Annotated in this window: 27 protein-coding genes and 1 tRNA gene; 17 read left to right on the plus strand and 11 right to left on the minus strand. The window is 74.2% G+C overall.

What is annotated here, in order from left to right; translation table 11 throughout:
- Window positions 1–6 precede the first annotated feature (6 nt).
- From grpE to ACI78S_RS03295, 3 genes are all read right to left on the minus strand, one after another.
- On the minus strand, window positions 7–681 hold the full coding sequence (grpE, locus tag ACI78S_RS03285) for a nucleotide exchange factor GrpE (protein WP_456970771.1): 675 nt from the start codon (window positions 679–681) through the stop codon (window positions 7–9).
- Entirely contained in the window at window positions 678–2,549 is a 1,872-nt protein-coding gene (gene dnaK / locus ACI78S_RS03290) for a molecular chaperone DnaK (protein WP_456970772.1), read from the minus strand. The genes grpE and dnaK overlap by 4 nt, the downstream gene beginning before the upstream one ends.
- A gap of 255 nt (window positions 2,550–2,804) precedes the next feature.
- A complete protein-coding gene (locus ACI78S_RS03295; protein WP_456970773.1) occupies window positions 2,805–3,887 on the minus strand; it encodes a hypothetical protein in 1,083 nt (360 codons plus the stop codon).
- Window positions 3,888–4,056: 169 nt separating this feature from the next.
- Between ACI78S_RS03295 and ACI78S_RS03300 the strand changes: the two genes are divergently transcribed.
- From ACI78S_RS03300 to ACI78S_RS03315, 4 genes are read left to right on the plus strand one after another with little or no spacing between them, the layout of a single operon-like run.
- The gene (locus ACI78S_RS03300; RefSeq protein WP_456970774.1) at window positions 4,057–6,363 is read left to right on the plus strand and encodes a (Fe-S)-binding protein; all 2,307 of its coding nucleotides are present in this window, start codon (window positions 4,057–4,059) and stop codon (window positions 6,361–6,363) included.
- A gap of 42 nt (window positions 6,364–6,405) precedes the next feature.
- Window positions 6,406–6,972 (plus strand): hypothetical protein, encoded by a 567-nt coding sequence (locus ACI78S_RS03305; RefSeq protein ID WP_456970775.1) that lies wholly within the window; start codon window positions 6,406–6,408, stop codon window positions 6,970–6,972.
- 9 nt (window positions 6,973–6,981) lie between these two features.
- Window positions 6,982–7,935: a DUF389 domain-containing protein gene (locus ACI78S_RS03310; RefSeq protein ID WP_456970776.1), complete on the plus strand. Its 954-nt coding sequence runs from the start codon at window positions 6,982–6,984 to the stop codon at window positions 7,933–7,935.
- Between the two features lie 43 nt (window positions 7,936–7,978).
- Window positions 7,979–9,316 (plus strand): CynX/NimT family MFS transporter, encoded by a 1,338-nt coding sequence (locus ACI78S_RS03315; protein ID WP_456970777.1) that lies wholly within the window; start codon window positions 7,979–7,981, stop codon window positions 9,314–9,316.
- On the opposite strand, the gene dcd is transcribed toward ACI78S_RS03315, so the two are convergent.
- Window positions 9,282–9,872 (minus strand): dCTP deaminase, encoded by a 591-nt coding sequence (gene dcd, locus ACI78S_RS03320; protein ID WP_456970778.1) that lies wholly within the window; start codon window positions 9,870–9,872, stop codon window positions 9,282–9,284. The two genes, ACI78S_RS03315 and dcd, sit on opposite strands and share 35 nt — an antisense overlap.
- Before the next feature lie 172 nt (window positions 9,873–10,044).
- Here dcd and ACI78S_RS03325 point away from each other — a divergent pair, with 172 nt between their 5' ends.
- The 3 genes from ACI78S_RS03325 (at window position 10,045) to ACI78S_RS03335 (ending at window position 11,722) form a co-directional block, all read left to right on the plus strand.
- Window positions 10,045–10,623, plus strand: a complete 579-nt coding sequence (locus ACI78S_RS03325) for a PAS domain-containing protein (protein ID WP_456970780.1) — start codon at window positions 10,045–10,047, stop codon at window positions 10,621–10,623.
- A 1-nt stretch (window position 10,624) separates the two neighbouring features.
- Entirely contained in the window at window positions 10,625–11,590 is a 966-nt protein-coding gene (locus ACI78S_RS03330) for a methyl-accepting chemotaxis protein (protein ID WP_456970781.1), read from the plus strand.
- Between the two features lie 61 nt (window positions 11,591–11,651).
- Window positions 11,652–11,722 (plus strand) — tRNA-Gly (locus ACI78S_RS03335).
- A gap of 382 nt (window positions 11,723–12,104) precedes the next feature.
- Here ACI78S_RS03335 and ACI78S_RS03340 read toward each other — a convergent pair.
- Window positions 12,105–12,728: a TasA family protein gene (locus tag ACI78S_RS03340; protein ID WP_456970782.1), complete on the minus strand. Its 624-nt coding sequence runs from the start codon at window positions 12,726–12,728 to the stop codon at window positions 12,105–12,107.
- Window positions 12,729–13,238: 510 nt separating this feature from the next.
- Between ACI78S_RS03340 and ACI78S_RS03345 the strand changes: the two genes are divergently transcribed.
- Window positions 13,239–13,664: a universal stress protein gene (locus ACI78S_RS03345; RefSeq protein WP_456970783.1), complete on the plus strand. Its 426-nt coding sequence runs from the start codon at window positions 13,239–13,241 to the stop codon at window positions 13,662–13,664.
- A gap of 55 nt (window positions 13,665–13,719) precedes the next feature.
- Window positions 13,720–15,366, plus strand: a complete 1,647-nt coding sequence (locus ACI78S_RS03350; protein ID WP_456970784.1) for a GAF domain-containing protein — start codon at window positions 13,720–13,722, stop codon at window positions 15,364–15,366.
- Window positions 15,367–15,372: 6 nt separating this feature from the next.
- On the opposite strand, the gene ACI78S_RS03355 is transcribed toward ACI78S_RS03350, so the two are convergent.
- The 4 genes from ACI78S_RS03355 to ACI78S_RS03370 are packed head-to-tail and all read right to left on the minus strand — an operon-like array spanning window position 15,373 to window position 18,244.
- Window positions 15,373–16,032: a response regulator gene (locus ACI78S_RS03355; protein ID WP_456970785.1), complete on the minus strand. Its 660-nt coding sequence runs from the start codon at window positions 16,030–16,032 to the stop codon at window positions 15,373–15,375.
- Between the two features lie 40 nt (window positions 16,033–16,072).
- A complete protein-coding gene (locus ACI78S_RS03360) occupies window positions 16,073–17,146 on the minus strand; it encodes a type III polyketide synthase (RefSeq protein ID WP_456970786.1) in 1,074 nt (357 codons plus the stop codon).
- 55 nt (window positions 17,147–17,201) lie between these two features.
- Window positions 17,202–17,906: a methyltransferase domain-containing protein gene (locus ACI78S_RS03365; RefSeq protein ID WP_456970787.1), complete on the minus strand. Its 705-nt coding sequence runs from the start codon at window positions 17,904–17,906 to the stop codon at window positions 17,202–17,204.
- Window positions 17,903–18,244: a DUF3140 domain-containing protein gene (locus tag ACI78S_RS03370; protein ID WP_456970788.1), complete on the minus strand. Its 342-nt coding sequence runs from the start codon at window positions 18,242–18,244 to the stop codon at window positions 17,903–17,905. Before ACI78S_RS03370 ends, ACI78S_RS03365 begins: the two co-directional genes overlap by 4 nt.
- Before the next feature lie 45 nt (window positions 18,245–18,289).
- Between ACI78S_RS03370 and ACI78S_RS03375 the strand changes: the two genes are divergently transcribed.
- Window positions 18,290–18,862, plus strand: a complete 573-nt coding sequence (locus ACI78S_RS03375) for a DUF6328 family protein (protein WP_456970789.1) — start codon at window positions 18,290–18,292, stop codon at window positions 18,860–18,862.
- 67 nt (window positions 18,863–18,929) lie between these two features.
- Window positions 18,930–19,082, plus strand: coding sequence for a hypothetical protein (locus ACI78S_RS03380; RefSeq protein ID WP_456970790.1), 153 nt, complete (start codon window positions 18,930–18,932; stop codon window positions 19,080–19,082).
- Here ACI78S_RS03380 and ACI78S_RS03385 read toward each other — a convergent pair.
- Complete coding sequence (locus tag ACI78S_RS03385) at window positions 19,073–20,656, minus strand: AMP-binding protein (RefSeq protein ID WP_456970791.1); 1,584 nt, start codon at window positions 20,654–20,656, stop codon at window positions 19,073–19,075. The two genes, ACI78S_RS03380 and ACI78S_RS03385, sit on opposite strands and share 10 nt — an antisense overlap.
- A gap of 14 nt (window positions 20,657–20,670) precedes the next feature.
- A complete protein-coding gene (locus ACI78S_RS03390) occupies window positions 20,671–21,828 on the minus strand; it encodes an acyl-CoA dehydrogenase family protein (protein WP_456970792.1) in 1,158 nt (385 codons plus the stop codon).
- Between the two features lie 85 nt (window positions 21,829–21,913).
- Between ACI78S_RS03390 and ACI78S_RS03395 the strand changes: the two genes are divergently transcribed.
- The 6 genes from ACI78S_RS03395 to ACI78S_RS03420 all read left to right on the plus strand — a co-directional run bounded on the left by ACI78S_RS03395 (window position 21,914) and on the right by ACI78S_RS03420 (window position 25,047).
- Window positions 21,914–22,930, plus strand: coding sequence for a TIGR03617 family F420-dependent LLM class oxidoreductase (locus ACI78S_RS03395; RefSeq protein WP_456970793.1), 1,017 nt, complete (start codon window positions 21,914–21,916; stop codon window positions 22,928–22,930).
- Between the two features lie 93 nt (window positions 22,931–23,023).
- Window positions 23,024–23,161: a hypothetical protein gene (locus ACI78S_RS03400; protein ID WP_456970794.1), complete on the plus strand. Its 138-nt coding sequence runs from the start codon at window positions 23,024–23,026 to the stop codon at window positions 23,159–23,161.
- Between the two features lie 167 nt (window positions 23,162–23,328).
- Window positions 23,329–23,970: a TetR/AcrR family transcriptional regulator gene (locus ACI78S_RS03405; protein ID WP_456970795.1), complete on the plus strand. Its 642-nt coding sequence runs from the start codon at window positions 23,329–23,331 to the stop codon at window positions 23,968–23,970.
- Between the two features lie 25 nt (window positions 23,971–23,995).
- Complete coding sequence (locus tag ACI78S_RS03410) at window positions 23,996–24,421, plus strand: hypothetical protein (protein ID WP_456970796.1); 426 nt, start codon at window positions 23,996–23,998, stop codon at window positions 24,419–24,421.
- Window positions 24,422–24,450: 29 nt separating this feature from the next.
- Window positions 24,451–24,627, plus strand: a complete 177-nt coding sequence (locus ACI78S_RS03415) for a hypothetical protein (RefSeq protein ID WP_456970798.1) — start codon at window positions 24,451–24,453, stop codon at window positions 24,625–24,627.
- Between the two features lie 63 nt (window positions 24,628–24,690).
- The gene (locus ACI78S_RS03420) at window positions 24,691–25,047 is read left to right on the plus strand and encodes a lipopolysaccharide assembly protein LapA domain-containing protein (protein WP_456970799.1); all 357 of its coding nucleotides are present in this window, start codon (window positions 24,691–24,693) and stop codon (window positions 25,045–25,047) included.
- Window positions 25,048–25,168 lie beyond the last annotated feature (121 nt).

The raw sequence follows: 25,168 nt of genomic DNA on the forward strand, positions 1-25,168 counted from the left end.
TCTGCCTTACTCGGACGCCGGGCCGCCCGGCTCGCCGGTGCTCGACCCCTCCTCCGCCGCGGCCGGCCCCGCGGGGTCGGTCACGGCGACCATGGCCGTGCGCAGCACGCGCTCGCCCCGGCGGTAGCCCTGCCGGAGCACGGTCGACACCATGGGGTAGTCGACGTCGGCCGACGTGTCGTGCATGACCGCCTCGTGCAGCGAGGGGTCGAACGGGTCGCCGACCGTGCCGAACGCGGTGGCGCCGAGCCCGTCGAGCAGGCCGAGCACGCGGTCCGCGACGACCTTGAACGGGCCCTCCAGGTCCCCGTGGTCACGGGCCCGCTGGATGTCGTCGACGATCGGGAACAGCTGCCCCGCGAAGCGCTCGGCCGCCTGGTCGGCCACCAGCGCGCGGTCGCGGTCGACCCGGCGCCGGTAGTTGGCGTACTCGGCGGTGACCCGCTGGAGGTCCTCCGTGCGCTCCGCCAGCTGCCTGGCGAGGTCGCCGTCCCCCGTCTGCGCCGGGGCCTGCGCCACCGGCGTCTCCTGCTCGCTCATCTGCTCCCCTCGCGCTGGGCCCGGCGCGGCGCCGGCCGGCTGCTCGCCGGCCGGCGCCCGCACCTCGCCGCTGGTCGGGTCGATGCGCCGCTTGTCGCGGATCACGACCCGCGGCTCCTCGCCTCCCTGCGGCTCGCTCATCGGCGGTCGGTGTCCTCGTCGTCCACGATCTCGGCGTCGACGACGTCGTCGTCCCCACCGCTCGTCGTACCGGACGACGGACCGTCACCGGGCGTTCCCGCGCCGGCGCCCGCGGCACCGGCCTCCGCCTGCTGGGCGTAGAGCGCCCCGCCGACCTCCTGCGAGACCCGCGCGACCTTCTCCTGCGCGGCCTTGATCGCGTTGATGTCGGAGCCGCCGAGGGCCGAGCGCAGCTCGGTCAGCGCCTCGCCGAGCTCCTCCTTCTTGTCGGCGGGGATCTTGTCGCCGTTCTCCGCCAGGAACTTCTCGGTCTGGTACTGCAGCGACTCGGCGAGGTTGCGGGTCTCCGCCTCCTCGCGGCGGCGCTTGTCCTCCTCGGCGTGCGCCTCGGCGTCCTTCATCATCCGCTCGATGTCCTCCTTGGGGAGGGCCGAGCCGCCGGTGATCGTCATCGACTGCTCCTTGCCCGTCCCGAGGTCCTTGGCGGTGACGTGGACGATGCCGTTGGCGTCGATGTCGAAGGCGACCTCGATCTGCGGCACGCCGCGCGGCGCCGGCGGCAGACCGGTCAGCTCGAACATGCCGAGCTTCTTGTTGTAGGCCGCCATCTCGCGCTCGCCCTGGAAGACCTGGATCTGCACGGACGGCTGGTTGTCGTCGGCCGTCGTGAAGATCTCCGACCGCTTGGTCGGGATCGTGGTGTTGCGCTCGATGAGCTTGGTCATGATGCCGCCCTTGGTCTCGATGCCCAGGGACAGCGGGGTGACGTCGAGCAGCAGGACGTCCTTGACCTCGCCCTTGAGGACGCCGGCCTGCAGGGCGGCGCCCACGGCGACGACCTCGTCGGGGTTGACGCCCTTGTTGGGCTCCTTGCCGCCGGTCAGCTCGCGCACCAGGTCGGTGACGGCCGGCATGCGGGTCGAGCCACCCACCAGGACGACGTGGTCGATCTGGCCGACCGAGATGCCGGCGTCGCGGATCACCTGGTTGAACGGCGCGCGGGTGCGCTCGAGCAGGTCCTGCGTCATCCGCTGGAACTCGGCGCGGCTGATGGTGACGTCGAGGTGCAGCGGGCCCTCGGCGCCGGCGGTGATGTAGGGCAGGTTGACGTTGGTCGACTGCGCGCCGGACAGCTCGATCTTGGCCTTCTCGGCGGCCTCGCGGAGCCGCTGCATGGCCAGCTTGTCCTTGGACAGGTCGATGCCGTTGGACGCGTTGAAGGTCTGCACCAGGTGCTTGACGACCCGCTCGTCCCAGTCGTCGCCGCCGAGGTGGTTGTCACCGGCGGTGGCCTTCACCTCGATGACGCCGTCCCCGATCTCGAGCAGGGAGACGTCGAAGGTGCCGCCACCGAGGTCGAAGACGAGGATCGTCTGCTCGGTCTCGCCCTTGTCCAGGCCGTAGGCCAGCGCGGCGGCCGTCGGCTCGTTGACGATGCGCAGGACGTTGAGGCCCGCGATCTCGCCCGCCTCCTTGGTGGCCTGGCGCTGCGCGTCCTCGAAGTAGGCGGGGACGGTGATGACGGCGTCGGTGACCGGCTCGCCCAGGTAGGTCTCGGCGTCCCGCTTGAGCTTCTGCAGGATGCGCGCGCTGATCTCCTGCGGCGTGTAGCGCTTGCCGTCGATCTCGTTGGTCTTCCAGTCGGTGCCCATGTGCCGCTTGACGCTGCGGATGGTGCGGTCGACGTTGGTGACCGCCTGGTTCTTGGCCGACTGGCCGACCAGGACCTCGCCGTTCTTGGCGAAGGCCACGACCGACGGGGTGGTGCGCGAGCCCTCGGAGTTGGCGATGACCGTGGGCTCACCGCCCTCGAGGACGGTCACGACGGAGTTGGTGGTGCCGAGGTCGATTCCGACCGCTCGAGCCATGGAGCTGGCCTCTCTTCCGTGTGCTGGGGTGGTACCGGGTCTGTCTCGGTAGCCGGCGCACCAACCTTGCGCTTGGTGCGCTCAACTTTCCTGCCCAGCCTAACGGCACCTCGTCGGCCGGTGTTCCCACCCCGTCGACGAATTTCCCCGTTCGACGGTTCGGCCACGATCAGCTCACCTGATCCCCGGGGCTCCTCCCCCACGGTGCAACAGGAGGGAGGACCTGTCGCGGTGAGGGAGGACGACGTGATCGGCTCAGGCGGCCTCGGTCGGTCCCGCGCCGGGCTCGGCGGTCCGGACGGCGCGGAACCGGCGCGGCCCCGCGAACGGCGCGGCCAGGAAGCGCTGCAGCCGCGGAGCCAGCTCACGCCGGAGCAGGCCGACGTCCTCGTCGGCCAACCGGATCACGCGGATGCCGAGCTCCCGGAGCGCGTCCTCGCGCCGCTTCTCGTCCCAGGCCACCTCGGCAGGCGTCCGGCCATCGCGCGGCTCGAAGTACTTGACCTTCCCGTCGAGTTCGACGGCCACCGCCGCGTCGTCGTACCAGGCGTCGACACGTCCGACGAAGCGATCGCCGTCGTGGATCTCGACCTGGAGCTCCGGGAGGGGGAGCCCTTCCGCGAGAAGTGCCAACCGGGCGCGGGTCTCCAGCGGCGACTCGGCCCGGCCGTCCGCCAGGCTGAGCGCCCGCCCGGCGTTGCCGATGCCCACCCAGTGGCTGCCGGCGAGAACGGCTGCCTGCACAGCCACCCTCGTCACCTTCCCGAGCTGGATGGCTGCGTCCATGGCGACGACCGAGTCCCAGAGGGGCCACTCCCGCGCGCAGTCGACCAGCGTGCGCGCGACCGTGGTGACGTCGAACGGCCGCCCCCGGAGGACGTCGCCCGGCGGCAACGAGGCCGGCGAGATCCGGTAGCCCCGACCGGTGCGCCACGCGCCGCGATCGGTCAGGCGGACCGTTCCGTCGACACGTCGCGGCACGACCAGCCCGTGGAGGCGGGCGGCGGACTCGTGGCTCAAGACCGGCCCGGGAGCGAGGGCGGCGAGCACGGCCGCGCACTCGACCAGGTGGCGGGACCGCGCATCCGCCGATGCGGCGACCCAGCGCCGGGTCTCGATGTAGACGCCGCGGCGGAGCGACCGCCACTGCCGAGCGCGCAGCGCCGCGCTGATCTCGTCCGGCCGGTAACCGGCGCGCCGGGCCTCCTGAGCGGTGAAGACGCCCATGCGCCGACCGGCCGCAGCTGCGAGTTCGGGGAGCATCCGCCGAGCCTGTCCGCCGCCGACAGCCGCGGGACGCGTTCGGGCAGATCTGTGGACTGCGCCGTCCTCCCTCACCACGACGACTCCTCCCTCGTGGTGCAGCGCGAGGGAGGACGTACCGGGCTCAGGTGAGCTGATCGTGGCCCTTGAAGTTACCGGCGAGTAACCTCTCGGGCGGCCAGCTATCGTGCGCTGGTGCGGGCAACGGCGTCCGTGCCGCGTCCGCGGGGGAGTAGGGAGAGCAATGACCGGCCCGCTGCAGATCGTCCTCGGGACGATCAGCGTCATCTTCCTGATCGTCTCGGTGGTCTACGCCACCCGGGCGGTCCGGGCCATGATCAGGATCATCCGCACCGGCCAGCCGGACGACAGCCGGAAGGGTCCCTTCGCCGAGCGCATCAAGGCGCTGGCCATCGAGAGCCTGGGCCACACCCGGATGCTCAAGTGGTCGACCATCGGCGTGGCGCACTGGTTCGTCTTCGTCGGCTTCTACGGCCTGTTCCTCACGCTGGTGCAGGCCTTCGGCGAGGTGTTCGACCCGGCCTGGCACCTGCCCCTGATCGGCGACTTCTTCCTGTGGAACTGGTTCGTCGACCTCATCGGCACCGGCACGGTGCTCGGCATCCTGGTGCTGATCGCCATCCGGCAGCGCGACCACCCGCGCCGCCAGGGCCGCGCCAGCCGCTTCGCCGGCTCCAACGAGGGCCGGGGCTACTTCGTCGAGGCCGTCGTCCTGGTCGTGGGCCTGTGCATCCTGAGCATCCGCGCCGCGGCGATCGCCAGCGGGCTGGACGATGAGCCGGCGTGGGAGCACCCGATCTCCAGCGCGCTGGCGAACCTGTTCCCGGCCAACCCGGACCTGGTCAGCGTCATCGCGTTCGTCAAGATCGTCGTCTCGCTGACCTGGCTGATGGTGGTCTCGCGGATCCTGAACATGGGCGTCGCCTGGCACCGGTTCAGCGCGTTCTTCAACATCTACTTCAAGCGCAACCCCACCGCCGGCGCCCCCGCGCTCGGCCCGCTGCTGCCCATGACCAGCAACGGCAAGCCGATCGACTTCGAGGACCCCGGCGAGGACGACGTCTTCGGTCGCGGCAAGATCGAGGACTTCACCTGGAAGGGGATGCTCGACTTCACCACCTGCACCGAGTGCGGGCGGTGCCAGAGCCAGTGCCCGGCGTGGAACACCGGCAAGCCCCTGTCGCCGAAGATGGTGATCATGGACCTGCGGGACCACCTCTACGCGAAGGCCCCGTACCTCACCGGCGCGACGAAGGCGTCCGACAACGCGCCCGACTTCTCCGAGTACTCGGTGCTCGAGCCCAGCGACGAGCAGGTCTGGACATCGGGCTACGCCCGCATCCCGGGCACCAACGACGCGCAGTACCACCGCCCGCTGGTCGGCACCCTCGAGGAGGGCGGGGTCATCGACCCCGACGTCCTGTGGAGCTGCACCAACTGCGGCGCCTGCGTCGAGCAGTGCCCGGTCGACATCGAGCACATCGACCACATCGACGACATGCGCCGCTACCAGGTGCTCATCGAGTCCAACTTCCCGTCCGAGGCCGGCGTGATGCTGCGCAACCTCGAGAACCGCGGCAACCCGTGGGGCGCGCAGGCCGGCGTCCGCAACGACTGGATGAAGGACCTCGACTTCGAGGTCAAGGTCGCCGACGGCCCGCTGGACTACGACATCGAGTACCTGTTCTGGGTCGGCTGCGCCGGCGCCATCGACGACCGCGCCAAGCGGACGACGAAGGCGGTCGCCGAGCTGCTGCACATGGCCGGGGTCGAGTTCGCCGTCCTCGGTGACGGCGAGACCTGCTCCGGCGACCCGGCCCGCCGCATGGGCAACGAGTTCGTCTTCCAGATGCTCGCGCAGGAGAACGTCGAGACCCTCAACGGCGTCTTCGAGGGCCGCGTGCCGGGCATGCGCAAGATCGTCACGACCTGCCCGCACTGCTTCAACTCGCTGGGCCGCGAGTACCCGCAGGTCGGCGGCGAGTACGAGGTCGTGCACCACACGCAGCTGCTCAGCCAGCTGGTCGAGGAGGGCCGGCTGACCCCGGTCACGCCGGTCGACCGCAAGATCACCTACCACGACCCGTGCTTCCTGGGCCGGCACAACAAGGTCTACACGCCGCCGCGGGAGATCCTCGGCTCCGTGCAGGGCCTCACCACCCAGGAGATGCACCGCTGCAAGGACCGCGGGTTCTGCTGCGGCGCCGGCGGCGCGCGCATGTGGATGGAGGAGAAGATCGGCAAGCGGATCAACGTCGAGCGCACCGAGGAGGCGCTCGCGCTGGATCCCGACGTCATCTCCACCGCCTGCCCGTTCTGCATCACGATGCTGAGCGACGCCGTCAACAGCAAGCAGCAGGCCGGCGAGGCCGGCGAGCACGTCGAGGTGCTCGACGTCAGCCAGATCCTGCTGCGGTCGATGGCCCCGGTCGGCGCGCCCGGCACCGAGGAGGGCGCGAAGGTCGGCGCCGAGGCCGACGACGTCGCCGGCACCGGTTCGGCCGCGACCGAGCACGGGGCGCAGGCCTGACCTGGTCCACACTGGACGCATGACCACGGACGCCGCCGCGAGATGAGCTTCATCTTCGGCGGCGTCCGTGGTCGTACCGACCCGGAGCTCGAGGCCGCCAACCGCCGCCACCGCCTGCGCATGGCGCGGGACATCAACGACACCCGCACGCTGGCCGACCCCGACGCCGGCAGCGGTGGACCGAGGCGGGGCCGGCACTGGCTGGTGCTCGCCGTCGCCGCCGCGGTGATGGCCGTGCTCGCCCTCGTCGCCCGGGGCCAGGACGACGTCCCGGTCACCGCCGACTGCACCACCCCCGCGATCGCCGTCGCGTCGAGCAGCGTGCCCGCCGGCTCCGCCCTGCGGTTCCGGCTCACCGGGCCCGACGACACCTCCTACGTGGTCACGCTGGACGGCGAACCGGTCCGCGGGGACGCCGGCAGCGTGGTCGGCTACACCGAGACACCGGCCGGGCCCGCGCTGGAGCTGCGGCAGTGCCTCTCCCCCACCCTGGTGATCGCCGCACCGGCCGGCGACGGCCCGCACGAGCTCGCGCTGCTGGAGGTGGCCGCCGACGGCACCGCCCGGGAGGTCACCGCCGTGACCGTGACGGTGACCGGCACCCGGTAAGAACGTCGCGTGCTGCTGCACCTGCGCGTCACCGTGCCCTCCGACCGCACCGACGACGTGCGCGAGCTCTTCGCGCGCTCGCCGGGCACCGCGCACCTCGCCGTGTTCCCGGGTGCGGCCGAGTTCCCGGCCGGCGACCTGGTCATGGCCGACGTCGCCCGGGAGTCGGCCGACGCGCTCATCGCCGAGCTGCGCGCGCTGGGCGTCGACCGGGACGGCGGCATCACCATGGAGGCCGTCGACGCCGCGGTCTCCCGCCGCGCGGAGGAGGCGGAGGAGGCCGCGCCGGGCGAGGGATCCGACGCGGTCGTCTGGGAGCAGGTCGTGCGCACGACCGACACCGACGCCGCGCTGTCGGTCTCCTACCTGGCCTTCCTCACCATCGCGACGCTGCTGGCCGCCGTCGCGATCATCAACGACTCGGCCGTCCTGACGATCGGCGCCATGGTGCTCGGCCCGGAGTTCGGCCCCCTCGCCGCGCTCGCCGTCGCCGTGGTGCACGGACGGCGGTCGATCGCCCGGCGGGCCGTGGCGTCCCTCGCCGTGGGCTTCGCCGTCGCGATCGCGCTCACCACTCTCGCCGTCCTCGCCGGCCGGGCGCTGGGCTGGTTCGGCACGGAGGTGCTCACCCAGGAGCGCCCCGAGACCGGGTTCATCACCGCGCCCGACCGGTGGTCGGTCGTGGTCGCCGTGCTGGCGGGGGTCGCCGGCGTGCTGTCGCTGACGTCGGCCAAGAGCGGGGCGCTGGTGGGCGTCTTCATCTCCGTCACCACCGTCCCGGCGGCGGCGGACATGGCCATCAGCCTGGCCCTGGGCGGCGGCGCGGAGTTCGGGCGGGCGGCCACCCAGCTGGGCATCAACCTGGCCGGGATCCTGGTCGCCGCGACCGCCACGCTGCTGCTGCAGAAGGCGCTCTGGCGCCGCGTCCCGCGGGCCGTGCCGCACCTGGAACGGGTGGGCTGAGCCCGGCGGCGGGGCACCGGGACCGTTGGCGGAGAATCCTCCGGTGAGTTCCACCGCCCCGTCCCCGACCGTCGCGATCCGGGACGAGGCCCGGCCGCGCGGCCTGCTGCTGATCGCCGTCGCCATCGTCCTGACCGGGCTCAACCTCCGCACGGCGGTGAACAGCGTGGGGCCGGTCCTGGAGGAGCTGGAGCGGGGCCTCGGCATCTCCAGCGGCCTGGCCGGGGTGATCACCACGATGCCGCTGCTGTGCTTCGCCGCGCTCGGCTTCGCCGGCCCCCCGCTGTCGGCGCGCTACCGCGACTCGCACGTGCTGGCCGGCGGGCTGCTCGCGATGGCCGCGGGGCTGGTGCTGCGCGCCGCGGCCGACTCCTTCTGGCTGTTCCTGGTCGGCACGGTGCTGGCCATGACCGGCGGCGCGCTCGGCAACGTGCTGCTGCCCAGCCTGGTCAAGCGGTACTTCCCCACCCGCACCGGCCTGCTGGTGGGCGCCTACGGCGCCGCGCTGAGCGTCGGCGGCGGGCTGGCGGCGCTGCTCCCCCAGCAGGTGGTCGCCCGCACCGGCGCGGACGGCTGGCGCTGGGCGCTGGGCATGTGGGCGGTGCTGGCCGTGGTCTCGGCGCTGCCGTGGCTGCTCGTGCCGGCCCGGCCCGGCGTGACCCGCGGCTCGCACACCACGGTGCGGATGCGCCCGCTGGCGAGCAGCCGGCTGGCGCTGGCCATGGCGCTGTTCTTCGGCATCCAGGCCATGGAGGCCTACGTGATCGTCGGGTGGGCGCCGCAGTACCTGCGCGACAACGGGCTGTCCCCCGGCACCGCCGGCCTGCTGCTGGCGGTCAACACGGTGGTCACCATCCCGCTCAACGCGATCGTGCCCGTGCTCACGGTGCGCCCGCGGCTGCAGCGGCCGCTGCTGGTCTTCTTCCTGGTCTGCTACGTGGTGGGCTGGACCGGCCTGTGGGCCGCCCCGCGCGCGGCGGCCCTGCTGTGGATGCTGGTGCTCGCCCTGGGGCTCGGCACGTTCTCGATGGTGCTGACGCTGATCGGCCTGCGCGCCCGCACCCCCGAGACGACGGCCGCGCTGTCGACCGTGACGCAGGGGTGGGGGTACCTGCTCGCCGGTGTCGGGCCGCTGCTCGTCGGCGTGCTGCGCGGGGTCACCGGCGGCTACACCGGCATGTTCGTCCTCGTCCTGGCCGGCGTCGTCGTCCTCGGCGTCTCCGGCTGGGTGGTCACCCGGCAGCGCTACGTCGACGACGAGGTGGAGACCCGCGTACCGGGCTGGTCGCCGGCCGGCCGGCAGGAGGAGTGCGTGGAGGTGGCCGGCGCCGAGGCGCCGGTGCACCTCAGGGAGCCGGACGACGCGTCTCGGCGCGGGTGAAGTTGCGGAACGACCGCGACGGCGTCGGGCCGCGCTGGTCCTGGTAGCGCGACCCGTACACCGGCGAGCCGTAGGGGTGCTCGGCCGGTGTGGTGAGGCGGAACAGGCAGAGCTGGCCGATCTTCATCCCCGGCCACAGCGTGATCGGCAGGTTCGCGACGTTCGACAGCTCGAGCGTGATGTGCCCGGAGAACCCCGGGTCGACGAAGCCCGCCGTGGAGTGGGTCAGCAGGCCGAGGCGGCCGAGGCTCGACTTCCCCTCGAGCCGCGCCGCCAGGTCGTCGGGGATGCTCACGACCTCCAGCGTCGAGCCGAGCACGAACTCGCCGGGGTGCAGCACGAACGGCTCGTCGCCCTCGGGCTCGACCAGCGTGGTGAGGTCGTCCTGCTGCACCGCGGGGTCGATGTGGGTGTACCGGGCGTTGTTGAAGACCCGGAAGAACCGGTCCAGGCGGACGTCGATGCTGGACGGCTGCACCATCGCCTTGTCGTAGGGGTCGATGCCGAGCCGGCCCTCGGCGATCGCCGCGGTGATGTCGCGGTCGGACAGCAGCATGGCGCGCAGTCTCGCACGCCGTCCCGGCGCGGCCGTCCGCCGCCGGTGGCGGCCGGGTGACCGGCGGGCCCGGTGGGACCTTCGTCCCGTTTCCCGCCGCTCGGGTGCGTGGCGCGCGACCGCCTGCCGATGAGGAGTCGGACGCAGTCGGACGGACCTCGGAGGATCGCGCGTGCCGGACACCCTCGCCGCCCCGGTGAAGCCCCGGACGGGACGGCGGAGCGCGACCCCCTCCGGCGTGGAGCGGACCTTCGGCGCCGACGAGCTCATCGTCTCGAAGACCGATCCGCGCGGGGTGATCACCTACGCCAACGACGTCTTCCTCCGGGTCAGCGGCTACCGGCTCGACGAGGTGGTGGGGCAGCCGCACAACCTGATCCGCCACCCCGGGATGCCCAGGGCGGTCTTCAAGCTGCTCTGGGACACCCTGGGCGCGCGGCAGGAGGTCTTCGCCTACATCAACAACCTCGCGGCCGACGGCGCGCACTACTGGGTGCTGGCGCACGTGACGCCGTCCTTCGGCCCGGGCGGCGCGGTCGTCGGCTACCACTCCAACCGCCGGCTGCCCTCCCCCCGCGCCGTCGCGCGCGTGCGGCCGGTCTACGAGCAGCTGCTCGCCGAGGAGCGCAGGCACCCGAACGGCCGGGCGGCCGTCGAGGCGTCCTCCCGCCTGCTGGAGCGGGTGATCGCCGAGCGGGCGCCGTCCTACGAGGACCTCATCTGGTCGATCGTCAACGACGAGGAGGCCTGAGATGCCGCGGCTGCGCCCCCGGGACGGCGAGCGCCGGGACGAGGCGGCCGAGCTGGAGGTCTACCGGGCCTTCGTCCGCCGGCTGACGCGCGACTGCGAGGCCGCCGCCCGCGGCGACCTCGAGGCGCGCTGCCGCCCGGTCCCCGGCTCCGCGGAGATCCCGGAGCTCACCGCGCTGGGGGACGCCGTGAACCGGGCGCTGGACGTCTCCGACGCCTTCGTCCGCGAGGCCGACGCCGCCCTGACCTCGGCGGCCGAGGGCCGCTACCACCGCCGGCTGCTGCTCACCGGCCTGCAGGGCGCGTTCCGGTACGGCGCGGCGAACATCAACGCCGCCCGTGACGCGATGCGGGAGACCGCGGCCGCGGTCACCGACGCCCAGACCTCCCGGCTGCGGCTGGCCGACGAGTTCGAGTCCGTCGTCCTGGCGATGTCGGAGCAGGTGGCGACCGCGTCGACGGAGCTGTCCGCCTCGGCCTCCGGGCTGACGTCGGCGGCGGACGCGACGACGGCGGAGGTGGAGCGCGCCCGGCGGACCATCGCGTCGCTGACCCGGTCGTCGACCGAGATCAAGGAGATCATCGCGATGATCGACAGCGTCGCGGCGCAGACGCGGCTGCTGGCGCTCAACGCGACGATCGAGGCGGCCCGCGCCGGCGAGGCCGGCAAGGGGTTCGCGGTGGTCGCCTCCGAGGTCAAGGACCTGGCCGACCAGACGGCGAGGTCCACCGAGCGGGTCACCGCGCAGGTCGAGCAGATCCGCCAGGCCTGCGAGGACGTCGCCGCCGCCATGCAGACCGTGGGCGCGACGGTCGGCGAGATGGACGGCCTGGTCGACGGCATCGCCGCGGCGGTCGACGGCTCGGCGTCCCTCGGCCCGGACGGCACGGACACCACCGGGCTGTCGGCCATGGCCGAGCGGCTGCGCTCGGAGGCGACCGGCTTCCTCGCCGAGATGCGGCGGTAGCCCCCACGGGGGTGGGTGGGTGCCGCTCCGGCCCCGCCGCCGGGTACTCTCGGCAGCACCCGCGGGTGTAGTTCAATGGCAGAACATCAGCTTCCCAAGCTGACAGTGGGGGTTCGATTCCCCTCACCCGCTCTGGCGAAAGCCCGGTCAGCGCCACAGGGCCCCTCGGAGACGCCTCCGGGGGGCCCCTCGTCGTCACCCGCTGGACCACCCCTCTGACCTCCCCGTGATCGACCGCCACACGGACACGCGAAGGGCATGGAGGGCAGGACGAGGAGTCGCTCCGCCTCGCTGCAGCGACGCCGCGCTGGGCGGGTCTGCGCGCGTGAGCGGTGGCGTCGTCACCGAGATGCGGCACGAGACGCCTCACGACGAACCCGCGTGAGGGGGATCGCCCTCGACGGCGCTGGACCGGGGTGCGTAGCAGCTCGGCAGCGCGGAGGGCCGGACCGCTCCTGGGACGCCCGCGTGCAGCTCTCGCCCCTGGGGGCGGCCTCGAGGCGCGTGGGCGGGATCAGCGGGCGGTGCCGGCGACCTGCACGGCGGTGAACGCGAGGTTCACCGTGGCGGTGAGTCCCTCCATCTCGTTCGCGGCCGTGGCCGGCAACGAGAGCGTGAAGATCATGTTGTCCTCGCCGCCGGGGCTCAGGGACTTCGCGACGGGCAGCGCGGCCGTGCTGATCACCGGTCCGGCGTACAGGGTCTGCTGCGTGCCGGCGCAGGTGTAGGTCGGCAACTCGGTGGTCCCGCCCCTGGTCCAGGCGCGCGAGCACTGCTGCAGGGTCAGCTGCAGACCGTTGACCGGGTCGGTCGTCAGGGCGTTGGCCGGTCCAGCGGCGGTGGTGGCGAGGTTGATCGAGGACAGCGCCACGTTCCCGTCGTTCTCCAGGTTGATCGCCCGGGTGAGCGAGTCCCCGGGCACGAAGCCGCTCGTGCTCACGGGGATGGTGCGCGGGATGCCGCCGGGTGCGCCCAGGTCGATCGACAGCGTTCCGGCCTGCACGGCGGTGTCCACGGAGGTGCTGTCGGTGAAGGTGCCGAAGGTGCCCAGCCCCGCCACGGCCGCCGCGACCCCGACGGCCGACAGCGAGCCCAGGACCTTCCGGGCCGTGCTGCGAGTGCGGGTGCTGCTCGTCATCAGGGTGCTCCAGTCCGGGTAGCCACGGCAGGTCTTCCCGCCGACAGCGACGAACTTCGGGCCCCAGCCGCACGCCCATCACCACGGATCCGCAAGAGATGCGCAAACTGCTTCGCGTCGCCCGGTTCCTCGTGTCTCGGAGCGGGCCGCTTCGGGACACGCCCTCGATCCCCCTCACCCGCTCGCACCCGCCCCGGCACCTCGCCGGAGGTGCCCGCGGCATCGTCGTCCCGGGGGCCATCGCGGCTCCCGGCCGCGGGCCCGCCAGGCGGCGGACACCCACCGTGAGGGCGACGGCGCGTCGCGTCATGGCTCGCCACCGATCGGCGTCGGAGCCGTTCCGGAGCGTCACGGTCTCGACGCTGCTGGGTCCTTGTGCCCTGTCAGCCGCGTGGACCGGCCGCGACGATTCGGGGCATGAACGAGGACCGACGGCTCCCCTCCGGGCACGAGCAGCCGCCTGCGCCCTCCGAACCCTCCACCGGTGACACGCCGGCACGCCGTGACGGCGTGGAACCCCTCCGCCTGCGCCCGCTGCTCCCCCGCCGCCAGACCCCCCGGCTGCTCGTCGAGGTCGACGGCACGGCCGCCAGCCAGGGCGCGCTCGTGTGGGCCCTCCGCGAGGCCGCGCGGCGCGAGGGCACCGTCGTCGCCATCAGCGTCCTGGACGACGCCGAGCCACCGCTGGGCGGCCGGGTCCCCCGCCGCGACCACGCCGCCGCCCTGGAGCGCGTGGAGGCCCAGGTGCTGCGCGCCATCGCCGAGACCGGCGTGCACGGCCGGGCCCGCACCTCCGTGCTGGACCGCACCGTCTTCGAGGCGCTGAGCGCCGCGGCGCACGGCGCCGACCTGGTGGTGGTCGGACCAGAGACCAAGACGCTGCTGCGGCAGGCCGTCCCGCGGCCACCGGCCCGTCGACTGGCGCGTGGCGCCTGACCCGACCGTCCGCCGACCGCTTCCCGAACCGCCGGGGGGCTCCTACCGTCGGGCCGTGCCCCCGCCCGACCTCCCGGCGCCCGCCGCGGGAGCGGAACCCCCCGTCCTCCCCGCCGCCGTCCTGGCCACCGCGGCGAGCGGCCGCCTGGAGACGACCCTCCACGACGTCGTCCGCTCCGCGGTCGAGCGCGTGGGCGCGGCGTACGGCGCGCTCGGCGTGCTCACCCGCGACGGCTCACGGCTGGACCGGCTGGTGGTCGTCGGCTCGGACCCGCAGGAGGCCGAGCGCATCCGGCGCCTGCCCACCGGCCAGGTCATGCGGCTGCTGGTCGAGGAGCCCCGCATCGTCACCTGGGCCGACTTCGGCCAGGACCCGGCCGAGCTCGGCTTCGTCCCCGGCCACCCGGCGCACAACCCCTTCCTCGTCGTCCCGGTGCACGTGGGCGGCGCGGTGTTCGGCAACCTCTACCTGACCCAGAAGCACGGCGGGGAGCCGTTCACCGCCGCCGACGTCGAGGTGGTGCAGGCGCTCGCGGCGGTGGCCGGCCTGGCCATCGGCAACGCCCGCCTGGCCGAGCAGGCCGAGCGGGGGCGCAACTGGTTCCAGGCCGGCACCGAGGTGGCCACCCGGCTGCTCTCCGGCGCCGAGCCGGAGGACGTGCTGCACGACGTCGCCGACCGGGTGCGGGTGCTGGCGGCGGCCGACGTCGCCGGCGTGCTGGTGCCCGACGGCGAGGACGGCGGCTGCCTGCGGGTCGCGGCCGCCGCGGGCGAGGAAGCGGCCGACCTCGAGGGCGTCCGCATCCCCCTCGACGCCACGCACGTCGGCGAGGTCTACCGCTCCCGGGTGCCCAAGGCCATCGAGGACGTGAGCGCCGACCCCGTGCTGGGCGGGCACGCCGACGTGGCCGTGGAGATCACCCGCCGGCTCGGGCCGGGGTTCATGGTGCCGTTCGGCGAGCCACCCGGGCTCGGGATGGTCGTGGCGATGCGGCGCCGCGGCCGCGAGCCGTTCGAGATGGACCCGCACCACCCGATCGTCGCCTTCGTGACCCGGGCCGCCCTCGCCCTCGAGCTGGCCCGCAGCCAGCGCCGGGAGCGGCGGCTGCAGGTGCAGGCCGACCGCGACCGGATCGCCCGCGATCTGCACGACCACGTGGTCCAGCGGATCTTCGCCACCGTGCTGAGCCTGGACCGGCTCAGCCGCGCCCTCGAGGCCAGCCAGCCGGGCCTCGCCTCCCGGCTGGGCCGCAGCATCGACGAGCTGGAGGCCACGATCGCCGAGATCCGGGCGGCGATCTTCGAGCTCCAGGAGGACGACGACGCGGCGGCCACCGTGCGCCGGCAGCTGGCGGAGGTGGTCCGCGGCATCACCGAGGGCCGGCCGCTGCGCCGTGACCTGCGGCTGCGCGGCGAGCTCGACTCGCTGCCCCGCGACCTCGTGCCCGACCTGGTCGCCGTCGTCCGCGAGCTGGTCACCAACGTCGTCCGGCACTCCGGCGCCGGCCGGGTGACGGTCGCCGCCGACGTCGACGACGACGTGAACGTCGTGGTGACCGACGACGGCCGCGGCCTGCCGCCGGTGCTCGCGCGCAGCGGCCTGGCCAACCTCGCCGACCGCGCGCAGCGCCGCGGCGGCGGGCTGACCGTCTCCTCGAGCCCGGCCGGCACCGAGGTCCGCTGGTGGGTCCCCCGCCCCTGAGCGGCGTCAGCCCTGCGGGCGGTCGCGCAGCTCGGTGGCGAGGATCGCCGCCTGCGTGCGCCGCTCCAGCCCCAGCTTGGCCAGCAGGTGGCTGGTGTAGTTCTTCACCGTCTTCTCGGCCAGGCCCATCCGGTCGCCGATCTGCCGGTTGGTCAGCCCCTCGCCGATCAGCCGCAGCACCGTGCGCTCCTGGTCGGTGAGCTGGGCCAGCCGGCTGCGCCCGTCGGCCGGCCGGCGCGGCGGGGCGCTGCGGGGCGGCCCCGCGCCGGGGTCGAACAGCGTGCCGCCCGCCGCCACCGTGCGGATCGCCGACACCAGCGCCGGCCCGCGCACCTGCTTGAGCAGGTAGCCGGACGCGCCGGCCCGCACGGCGGCGGCCAGCGCCTCCTGGTCGGCGTAGCTGGTCAGCACGAGGGTCCGCAGGCCCGGCACCCGGGCGCGCAGCTGGCGGCACACCTCGGCCCCGGTGCCGTCGGGCAGGCGCATGTCCACGACGACGACGTCGGGGCGGACGGCGGGCACCCGGGCCAGCGCCTCGGCGACCGACCCCGCCTCCCCCGCGACGGTGATGCCGGGGTCCTCCTCGAGGACCTCGGCGACCCCTCGTCGGACGATCTCGTGGTCGTCGACGAGGAAGACCCGCACCGGCGCAGTGCTCCGTTGCACGTGCCCCGCCCCCTTCCGGAGGAGCCGGAACCTGCCGGTCTCAAGCGTAGGGGCGAACGACCCTGCTCGGGCACTTCTGGCCCTCCCGCGCGGGCAGCAGCAGGGCCGCGTACAGCGTGAGGCCGGGCCCGAAGGCCATCGCCACCACGGGGCCGTCGACGTCGGCCAGCTCCTCCAGGACCAGCAGCACCGTGGCCGAGGAGCAGTTGCCGTGCTCGGCCAGCACGCGGCGCGACGCGGCCAGGTCGCTCTCCCGCAGGCCCAGCTGGTCGCGGACGACGTCGAGGATGCGCGGGCCGCCGGGGTGCACGGCCCACCCGGCGACGTCCTCGGCCCGCAGGCCCGCGCCGGTGAGCAGCTCGTCGACGACGTCGCCGACGTGCCGGGCGAGCACGTCGGGCACCCGCGGGGACAGCCCCATGCGGAAGCCCAGGTCGGTGACGTCCCACGTCATGTGGTCGGCGGTCGACGGATCGGTGCGCGCGACCACCCCGGCCAGCTGCCGGCCGCGCCCCGCACCGGGCTCGACGACGACGGCTGCCGCGGCGTCGGAGAAGAGGGCGTGCGCCACCACCTGCTCCAGGTCCGGCTGCGCCGGCTGGACGTGCAGGCTGGTCAGCTCGCAGCACAGCAGGACCGCGGGCCGGCCGCGGGCCGCCACGAAGTCGCCGACGGCGGACAGCCCGGGCAGCGCGGCGTAGCAGCCCATGTGCCCGACGAGCAGCCGCTGCAGCCCGGCGGGCATGCCGAGGTCGCTGGCCAGGCGGATGTCGAGGCCGGGCGTGGCGTACCCGGTGCAGGTGGCGACGGCGAACAGGCCGACGTCGTCGGGCGCCAGGCCGGCCGCGTCGAGGGCGCCGGCCACCGCCTGCTTGCCGAGCGGCAGCGCCTCCTCGACGTAGCGGGCCATCCGCGCGCCGGTGCTCCAGCCGCTGAGGTCCTCGTCGACCGGGTTGGCCACCGCGTGCCGCGTGCGCACCCCCGCGGAGGCGAAGATCCGCCGGGCCGCGCGCACCCCCGCGTAGTGCGCGGCGAAGAACCCGTCCCAGACCGCGTCCTGGCCGAGGGTCGCCGGCAGGGCCGAGCCCGCGCCGGTCAGCACCGCCGCGTTCACCGCTGCTCCCGCCTCACCGGATCGACGGTACGTGCGCCCCCGCGCCTGCGCTCCTTCACCGCTTGCGCCCGTAACCTGCGAAGACGACGGCGGTCGACCGGATCGGCTTCATCCGGACCAGCTCCCGGCGGCCGAGCTTCCAGGCGATCGCCTCGCGCATCGACGGCCGGAGCCCCACCAGGCGCAGCTCGAGCCCCAGCCGGTCGGCGGCCTCGAGCAGCCGCCGCCGGTCGACGAACAGGGCCGGGTCGTGCAGCCCGCGGGGCGGCCCGCCGGGCAGGTGCTCGAGGATCCGCACGTTCACCAGGACCGACAGCCGGGTGGCGGCCAGGGCGTCGAGGACCAGCGTGCCGCCGGGGCGGAGCAGGCGGGCGCACTCGGCGAGCACGCCGGCGTGGTCGGCGACGTGCTCGAGCACCTCCCCGGCGACGACGACGTCGGCGCAGCCGTCGGGCAGGGGCACGGCGTGGACGGAGCCGCGCACCGGCAGCACGCCGTGCTCGCGGGCGATCTGCAGGGCGCGGTGGCCGATGTCGACGCCCACGTGCCGGTAGCCCAGGCGCCGCGCGTGCGGGGCCATCAGGCCGCCGCCGCAGGCGAGGTCGACCAGCAGGGCGTCGGGGCCGGGCGCGAGCGGGATGTGCTCCGCGCGGGAGGCGGCCAGCCAGTGCAGGGCGGCGAACTCCCCGGTCGGCCGCCACCAGTGGTGGGCCAGCTCGTCGTACTGGGCCGGGTCGTTCCGGCGCAGGGTGCTCCTCACGCCTTCTTCAAGGGGTCGTGCCCCCAGTTCATCAGGGAGTACCGCCACCGCGAGGTCTCGACGTCCTCCTTCGCCGGGCGCTGCGCGAGGTGGCGCTGCACGTAGCCGTGGACCTCGCGCATGTGCGCGAGGTCGCCGTCGGTGAGGTCGGCCTCCTTCGTGCGCAGGAGCTCGACGATCCGCCGTCCGGACGCGTGCCCGGTGGACTCCCCGGAGCCGTCCTTCTGGCCGACCTCCTGCGACTCGTCGGTCTCCAGCCACCGCTCGAGCTCACCGGCGGTCATGGTGACCGCCTCGGCGAAGTCGCGGCGGACGGCGTCGGCGTCGGTGTGCGCCATGGGGACTCCCGGGTGTCGGCGGCGCCTGCCGGGTACCTCCGAGCCGTGCGCGGGAAACCGGCGGTCGAGCTGGGGTCGCGCCGCGACCGCTTCGGTCCGGCGGCGGCCGAGTCCAGGGCGCGCTCGCGCGGCGAGACGGTCGACCAGCTGCTCGACCGCAACCTCGCCGAGCTGCTGCAGGAGCTCCGCGTCGCGATCACCGGCGTGCAGGTGCTCTTCGCCTTCCTGCTCGGCCTGGCCTTCACCTCCCGGTTCACCGAGCTCGACGGCTTCCAGATCGGCGTCTACACGCTGACCCTGCTGTCGACGGCGCTGGCCACGATCGTGCTCATCGCGCCGGTGTCGTTCCACCGGCTGGTGTTCCGCCGCCGGCAGAAGGCGGCGCTCGTGCACGTCGCCGACCGGCTGCTGATGACCGGTCTCGGCCTGCTGGTGGTGGCAATCAGCGCCGGCGTCCTGCTGATCCTCGACGTCGTCCTGGGCCGGTGGGCGGGGGTGGCCGGTGGCGGGTTCACCGCGCTGGTGGGCGCCGCCACCTGGTACGCGCTGCCGCTGTGGGCCCGCCGGTCCGGCCTCGGGGCGACCCCCGACCAGGCCGAGGACGACGACCGGGGCTGACGCCCCGCCCCCGACCGGCCCGCCCGCGAGCCCGTTTCGCGAGGTCACCGGCGGGCACAGGACGCGCATGACCGATCCCGAGCGCACTCCGCACACCAGCGAGCCGGCCGAGGGCGACGTCGACCCCGGCCGCGAGGTCGACTCCCGCACGCCGCACCCGCAGCAGCCCGCCGAGGGCGAGGACGTCGGCGAGGGCGCCGACACCCCGGGTCAGGCCTGACCGGCGGTCTGCCGCTCCCGCGCCCGCAGCTCGCGGCGCAGGATCTTGCCGCTGGCCGCCTTGGGCACCGCGTCGATGAACTCCACCCGGCGCACCCGCTTGTACGGCGCGGTGTGCTCGGCCACGTACGCCAGGAGGTCCTCCTCCCCGGCCGTGCTACCCGGCGCCCGGACGACGAACGCCTTGGGCACCTCGTCGCCCTTCTCGTCGTAGACGCCGATGACCGCGGCGTCGGCGACGTCGGGGCTGGACAGCAGCACGGCCTCGAGCTCGGCCGGGGCCACCTGGTAGCCCTTGTACTTGATCAGCTCCTTGACGCGGTCGACGACGAACCACCAGCCGTCCTCGTCGACGACGCCGATGTCGCCGGTGTGCAGCCAGCCGTCGGCGTCGATGAGCGTGTCGGTCTCCTCCGGCCGGCCGAAGTAGCCCTTCATGCGCTGCGGCCCGCGGATCCAGATCTCGCCCTCCTCGCCGGGGCCGACGTCCTCACCGGTCTCCACCGAGACCAGCCGCGCCTCGGTGGAGGGGAAGAGCTTGCCGACCGTCCCGGGCGGGGCCGAGCGCGCGGTGCCGTCGGGCACCAGGTGCGTGCCGGGTGAGAGCTCGGTCATGCCGTAGGCCTGGCCGATCTCGCAGCCCAGCCGGTCGGCGCACGCCCGCGCGAGCTCGGCGTCCAGGGGGGCCGCGGCCGACAGGAGGAAGGTCAGCGCCGAGAAGTCGCGGCCCTCGACGGCCGGGTGCTTGGCCAGCGCCAGCACGACCGGCGGGGCCACGTAGGCGCGGGTGATGCGGTGCCCCTCCATGACGTCGAGGAACTGCGCGAGGTCGAACCGGGGCAGCACCACCACGGTGGCGCCCTTGCGGAGGGCGACGTTCATCAGCACGGTCATGCCGTAGATGTGGAAGAAGGGCAGGACGGCGACGATCCGGTCCTCCGGCCCCATGGTGTGCAGCCGGTCGATCTGCGCCAGGTTCACCCCGATGCTGGCGTGGGTGAGCATCACGCCCTTGGGCAGCGCCGTCGTCCCGGAGGAGTAGGGCAGGACGGCGACGTCCTCGGCCGGGTCGACGGCCACGTCGGGCACCGGGCCGGTGGCGGCGAGCAGGTCCTGCACGCTGGGGTGGCCCTCCACCCGGTCGCAGGTCCACACCGGCCGCTCGCCGGCCGCCTCCAGCGCCACCGGCAGCAGCGCGCCGACGGTGACCACCAGCGTCGCGCCGGAGTCGGCGAGCTGGCCGGCCATGTCCTTGGCGGTGGCCAGCGCCGACAGCGTGGTGACCGTGGCGCCGGCCCGGCTGGCCGCGTAGAAGACGACCGGGTAGAGCACGGTGTTGGGGCTGTGCAGCGCGACGACGTCGCCGGGCTTCACGCCGATCTCGGCGAAGCCGGCGGCCATCCGCTCCACCATCCGCGCCAGCTGCGCGTACGTGACCGTCTGACCGGTGATCCCGTCGACCAGCGCGGGGTGGTCGCCGCGGCCGGCGGCGCCGGCCAGCACGGTCTGCCAGATCGGCGTCGTCGGGGTCTCGACCGGCGGGTACTCGCTGGTGTGGATGCGCGGCTGGGGCACAGGGGCTCTCCGGTTCAGTAGGAGCGGGGCAGCTGCAGGTCGTGCTGGGCCACGAAGCTGAGGATCATCTCGCGGCTCACGGGGGCGATCCGGCTGACGCGGGACATCGCCAGCAGCGCGGCGACGCCGTACTCCTGGGACAGCCCGCCGCCGCCGTGCGTCTGGACGGCCTGGTCGACGGCGTGCACCGCGGCCTCGGCGGCGGCGTACTTGGCGCTGTTGGCCGCGCTGCCGGCGTCCCGGCCGGTGTCGATGAGCCAGGCCGCCTTCTGGGTCATCAGCCGGGCCAGCTCGATCTCGACCTGGCAGGCGGCCAGCGGGTGGGCCAGGCCCTGGTGCGCGCCGATCGGCGTCCCCCACACCTGCCGCTCGCGGGCGTAGGAGGTGGCCTTGGCCATGGCCAGCCGGGCCACGCCGAGCGAGTAGGCGGCGGCCATGACCCGCTCGGGGTTGAGCCCCGCGAACAGCTGCGCGATGCCCTGGTCGGGGTGCCCGACGAGGGCGTCGTCGGGCAGCCGGACGTCGTCGAGGAACAGCTGGAACTGCCGCTCCGGGCTGACGATCTCCATCGGGATCGGGTGCGCGGTCAGCCCGGGGGCGTCGGTCGGGACGACGAACAGCGCCGGGCGCAGCGTGCCGGGCGGACCGTCGGCCAGCCGTCCGACGACGAGGACGGCGTCGGCCTGGTCGACGCCGCTGATCCACACCTTGCGGCCGGACAGCACCCAGCCGTCGCCGTCGCGGCGGGCGGCGGTGCCGATGCGGTGGGAGTTGGAGCCGGCGTCGGGCTCGGTGATCGCGAAGGCCATCGTCGTCGAGCCGTCGGCGAGCCCGGGCAGCCAGCGCTCCCGCTGCGCCGCGGTGCCGTAGCGGGCGATGACCGTGCCGCAGATGGCCGGCGAGACGACCATCATCAGCAGCGGGCAGCCCGCGGCGCCGAGCTCCTCGAGGACGAGGGAGAGCTCGACCAGCCCGCGCCCGCCCCCGCCGTGCTCCTCGGGCAGGTTCACGCCGAGGAAGCCGGCCTTGCCGGCCTCCTGCCAGAGCGCGTCGGTGCGCCCACCGGAACGGGCCTGCTCGAGGAAGTACGGCTGGCCGTAGCGGGCCCCGAGGTCGGCGACGGCCGCGCGCAGGGCGCGCAGCTCCTCGCCCTCGTCGAAGTCCAGGGTCACCCGCCGACCTCACCACGGCTGTGTCCCCGGCCACAACCACCCGGTCGCTGGTCAGCAGGTGCCCGGTCGGGCAGGCTCCCGAGCCGTGCTCCTCGACGCCGCGCTGCTGTCCACCGGGATCGACGACGTACCCGCCACCGCCCGCGAGCTGGAGGCCCGCGGCTACGCGGGGATCTGGGCCTCGGAGGTCGCGCACGACCCGTTCCTGCTGCTGCACTCCGCCGGCGCGGCGACGACCCGGCCGACCATCGGGACGGCGATCGCCGTCGCGTTCGCGCGCTCGCCGATGACGCTGGCCTCGACGGCCCACGACCTGCAGCGCTACACCCGCGGCCGGTTCGTGCTCGGTCTGGGCACGCAGGTCCGGGCGCACGTGGAGCGGCGGTTCTCCATGCCGTGGGGCAGCCCGGTGGCGCGGATGCGCGAGTTCGTCGGCGCGCTGCGGGCGATCTGGACCGCGTGGCAGGAGGGCATCCCGCTGCGCTTCGAGGGCGAGTACTACCGGCACACCCTCATGACGCCGATGTTCTCGCCGCCGGCGCACGAGTGGGGCGCTCCCCCGGTGTACCTGGCGGCCGTCGGGCCGGCCATGACCCGGCTGGTCGGCGAGGTGGCCGACGGGCTGCTGGTGCACGGCTTCACCACGGCGCGGTACCTGCGCGAGCGCACGCTGCCGGCGCTGGAGGAGGGGCTCGCGGCGGCCGGCCGGTCGCGCGCCGACGTCACCGTGAACCTGCCGGGGCTCGTGGTCACCGGCCGCACCGACGACGAGCTGGCCGCGGCGGCCGCGGCGGTCAAGGGCACCATCGCCTTCTACGGCAGCACCCCCGCCTACCGCCCGGTGCTGGAGCTGCACGGCTGGGCGGCGCTGGGCGAGGAGCTGCACGCCCTGTCGGTGAGCCGCCGCGAGGACAAGTGGACGGCGATGCGCGACCTGGTCCCCGACGAGGTGCTCGCCGCGTTCGCCGTCGTCGGGACGCCGGAGGAGCTGGGCCGGCTGGTGCGGGAACGGTTCGGCGGGGTGGTGGACCGGTTCAGCGTGTACGCCTCCTACCCGTCCTCGCTCGACCTGTGGGACCCGCTGCTGGCCGACCTGACCTGAGGCGGCGGACGTGACGCAGATCATCCCGAGTGCGAGCGGGATCACCGGTTCGGGGCTGTTTCCCCTGGCCGGGGCACGGGCAGGCTGGTCGTCATGCAGGAGACCCAGCGCGAACCCCGAGCCGCCGCCGGCGCCGTAGCGGAGCAGACCGACGAGTCCCGCCCCCAGGAGACCTCGGCCCTGCCGACCGCGCGGCTGCTGGCCAACCCCCGGCGCATCCGCCGGAACTGACGTCGACCCACCCGGGCCTCGACGGCCCGGGTGGTCACGCAGAGTCGCCACATCGGTCCCAGTGACCCCCGGGGTCACGCGCAACTCCGCCGCCACTGGTCACACAGAGCAACCATCCCCGGCGTGCCGCGAACTCTTCCGTCACGCGCTGCGGCACCATCCGTGGCGTGACCGCCGCCCTCAAGCTTGCTCCCGCCGACGACGCGTCGGCACCGGTCCGCCGCAGCCGCGCCGAGCGGCAGGCGATCGTCCTCGACACCGCTGAGCGCCTGTTCGCCACGCGCAGCTCGCGCAGCGTCGGGATGGACGAGCTGGTGCGCGAGACGGGCCTGGGCAAGATGACCGTCTACCGGCTCTTCAAGAGCAAGGACGAGCTGGTCGGCGCCTACCTCGCCCGCAAGGCGGCCACCGTGCTCGCCTCCATCGACGCCGAGCTGGCCCGCTGCGACGGCGACCCGCGCGCCGCGCTGCTGGCGGTGGTCGACCACGTCGAGCGCGACGTGACGCGCGCCGGCTTCCGCGGCTGCCCGTTCACCAACGTCAGCAGCGAGTACGACGACCCGCAGCACCCCGCCCGCGTGGCCGCCGCCGACTACAAGTTCGAGCTGCACGGCCGGCTGGAGCGCCTGGCCGACGAGCTGCTCCCCGGGGCCGGCGAGGACCTGGCCGCGCAGGTCCACCTGATCATCGACGGCATGTACCTCTCCGGTGGGCTGCTCGGCCCCGACGGCCCCGCCTCCCACGGCCGGCAGCTGGCCGAGAAGCTGATCGACCACGCGACCGAGCTGGTGGGCACGGCGCGCGCCTGACGCGAGTCCACCGCAGGATGGGCCGGTGAGCACCGATCGCACCCGGTCCGACCTCGACGACACCACGGTGGAGGCCCTCGGCAAGCTGTCGGAGGCCCTGGAGGCCGCCGAGCACGCCCGCGGCCTGCTGTACGGCTTCCACCGGCTGACCGGCACCGCCGACCTGACCCTGCAGGAGGCCGTCGAGCTGTTCCGCAAGGCCGGGCACGGCGAGCTGGCCGACGACCTCGAGCGCGACCTGGTCGGCCGCAACGTCATCGCCGACCGGTGGACGTTCCAGATCGTCGAGGACTACGACGCCAGCTACTGGTCGACCTTCCGCGCCTTCGACGAGCGGGCGCGCACCGAGCTGGCCGACGGCGACCGGCACGTCTTCGAGGCCCGCATGAAGCAGCGCGAGCGCACCCCGGGCCACCCCCGGCACGAGGCCGGACCGGCGCTGGACGACTGACGGCGGCCACGCCCGGGTAGCCCGTCGGCGTGACGACGCCGACGGGCAAGGACGACGCCGAGCTCGATCCCGAGGTGGGGCCGCTGGGCACTGCCGTGGCCCCGCCCGACGACGAGGACTCCGGCGGCGCCCCGTCGCGGCCGGCCAGCGGCCAGGCGGGGCCGTCCTACCCGCCCGCCGGGAGCGAGCCCGATGCGCACCGGTGACGAATCGGGAACGGTCCTCGCCGCGGCCGTGACCGCGGCGGCCCGCGGCGGGAGACTGGCGCCGTGACCGCTCCGCAGCAGCCCCCGACCGGCACCCCCGGCGCCGCCGGGCCGCGGCCGGGCACGCCCGGCGTCCCCGGCGGCCAGGCTCCCGCCGGCACCCGACCCGCAGCACCCGCGCCCGGCCGGCACCGCGGCAAGACCATCGGCTGGTCGCTGGCCGCGGCGCTGCTGGTCTTCGTCACCGTGCTGCTGGTGCTGTTCGTCGTCTTCAACACCCAGACGGTCGACATCAGCCTGGTCTTCGGCAACATCGACGCACCGCTGGTGCTGGCCCTGGTCATCGCCGCCGCGCTCGGCGGCCTGGTGGTGGCCCTGGCCGGCGTGGCCCGGCGCGCCCGCCGCCGGCAGAAGCCCTGACGCCCGCGGCCACGACCAGCTGAGCTGATCCGGGCGGCTCCTCCCCTCCGCCGCACCGCGAGGGAGGAGCCGTTCCGGCGCGGGAGGACGCGCCTCGCCCTCACCGGGTGGCCGCCACCGG

It is taken from the genome of Geodermatophilus sp. SYSU D00815 (assembly GCF_054050035.1).

What these genes read in the sequence shown, in the direction of transcription:
- ACI78S_RS03300 (WP_456970774.1), top strand. Translation starts at nt 4,057, where the DNA reads ATGACCGGCCCGCTGCAGATCGTCCTCGGGACGATCAGCGTCATCTTC.
- dcd (WP_456970778.1), bottom strand. Translation starts at nt 9,872, where the DNA reads ATGCTGCTGTCCGACCGCGACATCACCGCGGCGATCGCCGAGGGCCGG.
- ACI78S_RS03340 (WP_456970782.1), bottom strand. Translation starts at nt 12,728, where the DNA reads ATGACGAGCAGCACCCGCACTCGCAGCACGGCCCGGAAGGTCCTGGGC.
- ACI78S_RS03305 (WP_456970775.1), top strand. Translation starts at nt 6,406, where the DNA reads ATGAGCTTCATCTTCGGCGGCGTCCGTGGTCGTACCGACCCGGAGCTC.
- ACI78S_RS03400 (WP_456970794.1), top strand. Translation starts at nt 23,024, where the DNA reads ATGCAGGAGACCCAGCGCGAACCCCGAGCCGCCGCCGGCGCCGTAGCG.
- ACI78S_RS03330 (WP_456970781.1), top strand. Translation starts at nt 10,625, where the DNA reads ATGCCGCGGCTGCGCCCCCGGGACGGCGAGCGCCGGGACGAGGCGGCC.
- ACI78S_RS03370 (WP_456970788.1), bottom strand. Translation starts at nt 18,244, where the DNA reads ATGGCGCACACCGACGCCGACGCCGTCCGCCGCGACTTCGCCGAGGCG.
- grpE (WP_456970771.1), bottom strand. Translation starts at nt 681, where the DNA reads ATGAGCGAGCCGCAGGGAGGCGAGGAGCCGCGGGTCGTGATCCGCGAC.
- ACI78S_RS03380 (WP_456970790.1), top strand. Translation starts at nt 18,930, where the DNA reads ATGACCGATCCCGAGCGCACTCCGCACACCAGCGAGCCGGCCGAGGGC.
- dnaK (WP_456970772.1), bottom strand. Translation starts at nt 2,549, where the DNA reads ATGGCTCGAGCGGTCGGAATCGACCTCGGCACCACCAACTCCGTCGTG.